Origin of the sequence: Nonomuraea sp. NPDC049784, assembly GCF_040659615.1 — a bacterium.
Lineage (GTDB): Bacteria > Actinomycetota > Actinomycetes > Streptosporangiales > Streptosporangiaceae > Nonomuraea.
Genome location: NZ_JBFAMX010000818.1, coordinates 1 through 3,704 on the forward strand (window position 1 = coordinate 1; position 3,704 = coordinate 3,704).

General features: G+C 69.7%; 6 protein-coding genes. 4 read left to right on the forward strand and 2 right to left on the reverse strand.

The annotated features are described in order from the left end of the window. Together AB0J09_RS59085 and AB0J09_RS59090 are read left to right on the forward strand one after the other, a co-directional pair. A partial coding sequence (locus AB0J09_RS59085; RefSeq protein ID WP_360712185.1) for a universal stress protein occupies positions 1-516 on the forward strand: 516 nt, incomplete at its 5' end. Continuing rightward, positions 513-998 carry a CBS domain-containing protein gene (locus AB0J09_RS59090; protein ID WP_360712188.1) on the forward strand — a complete coding sequence of 162 codons (486 nt, stop codon included), beginning with the start codon at positions 513-515 and terminating at the stop codon, positions 996-998. The genes AB0J09_RS59085 and AB0J09_RS59090, both read left to right, overlap by 4 nt. A gap of 115 nt (positions 999-1,113) precedes the next feature. On the opposite strand, the gene AB0J09_RS59095 is transcribed toward AB0J09_RS59090, so the two are convergent. Beyond that, positions 1,114-1,791 carry a pyridoxamine 5'-phosphate oxidase family protein gene (locus tag AB0J09_RS59095; RefSeq protein WP_360712191.1) on the reverse strand — a complete coding sequence of 226 codons (678 nt, stop codon included), beginning with the start codon at positions 1,789-1,791 and terminating at the stop codon, positions 1,114-1,116. Between the two features lie 126 nt (positions 1,792-1,917). On the opposite strand from AB0J09_RS59095, the gene AB0J09_RS59100 reads away from it, so the two are divergent. Together AB0J09_RS59100 and AB0J09_RS59105 are read left to right on the forward strand one after the other, a co-directional pair. Then, positions 1,918-2,760: a universal stress protein gene (locus AB0J09_RS59100; protein WP_360712194.1), complete on the forward strand. Its 843-nt coding sequence runs from the start codon at positions 1,918-1,920 to the stop codon at positions 2,758-2,760. A gap of 97 nt (positions 2,761-2,857) precedes the next feature. Then, positions 2,858-3,514, forward strand: a complete 657-nt coding sequence (locus AB0J09_RS59105) for a CBS domain-containing protein (RefSeq protein WP_360712197.1) — start codon at positions 2,858-2,860, stop codon at positions 3,512-3,514. 52 nt (positions 3,515-3,566) lie between these two features. Here the strand turns inward: AB0J09_RS59105 and AB0J09_RS59110 are convergent. Then, the coding region (locus AB0J09_RS59110; protein ID WP_360712200.1) for a LuxR C-terminal-related transcriptional regulator at positions 3,567-3,704 on the reverse strand (138 nt) is incomplete at its 5' end.

The following is a 3,704-nucleotide window of genomic DNA, read 5'->3' on the forward strand; positions in this document are numbered from 1 at the left end:
CTCGGGTCGGTCGGCATGGCCGTGGCCGGGCACGCCGCCGGGCCGGTCGTGATCGTCCGGACTCCCAGCGCGCTGCGGCACGACAGGATCGTGGTCGGATACGACGGTTCCGAGTATTCCCAGGCCGCGATGGCCTACGCCGTCGAGCAGGCCAGAGCCCGTGGGGCGCAGCTGCACGTCGTTTCCGCTTGGCATATGCCGGCGCTCTCGCCGTATGCCGTCGCGTACGGCAGCCTGATCGAGGATCTCATGGGGCAGGAGGCCCGCGCGGCGCGGGAACGCGTCGAACCCTGGCGCGAGAGCAATCCCGATCTGGTCATCACCGACGCGCAGCCGTGCGAGCCCCCGGTCAAGGCACTCGTCGAGGCGGCTCAGATGGCCGATGTGGTTGTAGTGGGCTCACGCGGGCTGGGCGGCTTCGCCTCGGCGGTGCTCGGATCGGTGAGTCACGGTGTGCTGCACCACGCGACCTGTCCGGTCGCGGTGGTACGGCGACGCGGAAAGGAGGAATCATGACCGTCGAATCGCTGACCGCCAGGCAGGTGATGAGCCGCGTTCTGGTGGTCGTCAAGCCGGACGAGTCGCCGTTGATGGCCTGGGAGGTGATGCGCCGCGCCGACGTGCACCACCTGCCGGTCGTCGACGGGCGTCACGTGCTCGGCGTCCTGACCCGCGAGCAGCTGGCGGCGTCCTGGTCGGGCGGGCTGTATGAGCAGTCCAGTCGCCAGGTCCGGGCATTGCTCAGGTGCGAGCGCAGGCCGCTGATCCTGCCGGATGCCCCCTTGGCCCGGGTGGCTGCCGTGATGCTCGACGCCGGATGCGACGCCGTGCCGGTGGTCGACGGCGGCGGACTGATCGGCCTGGTCACGGCCCGCGACGTGCTGTCGGCCGTCGCCGGACGTATCCGGCCTGCCGAAACGCCCGGTGAGGTGGTCACCGGGATGTTCCGCCTCGAGCCCGTCCTGCCCCAGACCCCTTCCCCCCGTGGCGCGCGATGAGCGCGGCTGGTGGCCGCCCCGCAGGCTGGTGTTGAATCCGTGAGGGCGCGCCCGCGCAGGAGGTCAGGCTAGTCGTGGTTGGGCGGCCCGCCCCGCGCACCTTGTTCACGACTCCTCAGAGGCCGTGGATGCGGCGGCCGGTGATCTGGTGCGGGACGATGCGGATGTAGAGGTGGCGCTCGCCGCCTGCCCAGGGGGTGACGTCGGCCTCGGTGACCTTTTCCACCTCGTCCTGGGGCACGTGGTGGGCGGGGCCGTTGATGAGGACGCTCCAGCCCTCTCGCCGTGCCTCGTCGATCCGGTCCACCTGGAAGCCGATCTTGATGTCCACCCCTTCGAGGCCGGTGCGCAGGTCCTGGTCCATGGGGCCGCCGTAGGCGGTGCGGAAGACGATGGCGCCCTCATGCAGCTTGTAGTTCACGGGCAGTACGGTGGGTCCGTCCTGGCCGTTGAACGCCACCCGGCCGATGCCGCCCGGGGCGACCAGCCGCAGGCACTCCTCGGGGTCGAGGACCTCCAAGACCGGGCCGGCCGCGGCGGGGCCGGGGCCGGGCGGGCGATCGCGCCCACCACCCAGCAGGTCCTCGACGGTCGTTTCCAGGGCGGTGGCCAGGCGGGTCACCGTACCTGTGTCGGGTGTGCCCAGATGGCTTTCGAGGTGCTGGACGTACCCGGCGGACATGTTCGCCCGGTCGGCGACCTGCTCGCACGTGAGGCCGAGCTGGTGGCGGTGATAGCTGATGCGACGTCCGAAGTCGCCATTACCTGTCATGAGCGTGTCCTCCCTGGTCATGGCCATGAAGCTACCCGCCGGCCTCTTCGGCGGACAGGGTCCTTAGGCCCTTGCGTGACCGACCTCCGGCCCTGCTGCGGACGGGCGCGGGCGGGGTCTGATGGAGGGTGACGAAGGAGGCACATCATGATCATCGTTGGAGTGGACGGCTCCGTGGCCGCGCGGGCCGCGGTGGAGTGGGCGGCCGGCGACGCTTTCCGCATGCGGGTGCCGCTGCGGATCGTGCACGCCGTGGACCGCTCGCCGTACCAGATCGGCAAATACCCCAACGCGGCCCTACCGGATGTGCTGCTGGGCGAAGGGCACAGGATCCTGCGTGAGGCGCAGGCGCTCGTGCGCGAGCGCCGGCCCACAGTCGAGGTCGAGACGCGGGACATCGAGGGCACACCGGCCGAGGTCCTGCGCGAGCAGGCCGAGGACGCCACCGAGATCGTGGTCGGCAGCCGCGGGCTGGGCGGGTTCGCCGGCGCGCTGCTGGGTTCCGTCAGCATGCACGTGGCCGGCCATGTTCACTGTCCCGTCGTGGTCGTCCGAGGCGAGCATCGGCCGACGTACGGGCAGGTCGTGGTCGGGGTCGACGACTCACTGGAGTGCGAACCCGCGCTGGCCTACGCCTTCGAGCAGGCGAAACTCCGCGGGAGCGCGCTGCGGGTGGTGCACGCCTGGCAGCTGCCGGTGCACGCCTTCGCTCCGGAGGCCTCCTACGACATGGACGAGGTCCGTACGGCGCAGCATCAGGTCGTCCGCGACCGGATGGCGACCTTCAGCCAGGACTATCCGCAGGTGAAGCTGGTCGAGGACGTGCAGTCCGCGGATCCGGTCAACGCGCTCACCGACGCGTCCGAGCGGGCGGACCTGCTGGTGGTGGGTTCACACGGGCGCGGCGCCCTGGGCTCGATGCTGCTCGGCTCGGTCAGCCGCGGCATCCTGCACCACGCCCGCTGCCCGGTCGCGGTGGTCCGAGCGTGACAGGCGCTGGTCAGGACCTTGGTCCTCCGGCATCGGGGACGTTCGCCACTGCTGGGCCAGGCCCCGCTGGAGGACTTTAGGAGAGGAGGTGGATGTCATGTCACTCGACGTCAAGGACATCATGGGGCGCGTGGCCATCGCCGTACTGAAGGACGCCTCGTTCGCCGAGATCGTGGACGCGATGGAGCGGTTCGCGGTCGGCGCGGTCACCGTCATCGACGCCGGCCGGCGGCCGGTAGGAGTGGTTTCCGAAGACGATCTGCTGCTCAAGGAGACCGACACGGTACGGCACAGCGTGTCGATATTCGAGTCCCGCAGGCAGCAGCAGGAACACCAGAAGGCTGCGGGCGTGACGGCGGCTCAGCTCATGACCTCTCCGGCGATCACTGTCACGCCGAACACCTCCGTGCGGGATGCGGCCCGGCTGATGCACGCCAACCGCATCAAGCAGCTGCCCGTGATCGACGTGGTCACCGGACGCATCATCGGCACCCTGCACCAGCGTGATGTGCTGCGCGTCTTCACCCGCCCGGCCGAGGAACTCCAAGCGGACGTCAGAGCCGTCCTGCCGAATCCCGCGGCGTTCACCATCGACATCGACCAGGGCGTGGTGAACATCCGCGGCTGGGTCGAGTGGAAGTCACAGGCCCTCGCCTTGACCGAGCAGATCCGCCTGATCGAGGGAGTCGTGGACGTGAGATCCGAGGTGACCTTCGACAAGGACGACCTCCTCATCATCCCCTCCGGCATGTGAGAGGCCCTCCGGGACGCGGCGCCCGGATCCGGCCCTCGTCACTGGCGCATCGTCATTCGCGACGGTCGTCCCGTAGCCGGGCGGCCAGCGCCGCGGCCTGGGTGCGGCGCTGCATGTTGAGCTTGGCGAGCAGGTTGGACACGTAGTTCTTGACCGTTTTCTCGGCCAGGAACATCCGTTCGCCGATCTG

Bases quoted from the DNA above. Each gene is read 5' to 3' on its own strand.
- AB0J09_RS59090 (WP_360712188.1), top strand. From the start codon at position 513: ATGACCGTCGAATCGCTGACCGCCAGGCAGGTGATGAGCCGCGTTCTG.
- AB0J09_RS59095 (WP_360712191.1), bottom strand. From the start codon at position 1,791: ATGACCAGGGAGGACACGCTCATGACAGGTAATGGCGACTTCGGACGT.
- AB0J09_RS59100 (WP_360712194.1), top strand. From the start codon at position 1,918: ATGATCATCGTTGGAGTGGACGGCTCCGTGGCCGCGCGGGCCGCGGTG.
- AB0J09_RS59105 (WP_360712197.1), top strand. From the start codon at position 2,858: ATGTCACTCGACGTCAAGGACATCATGGGGCGCGTGGCCATCGCCGTA.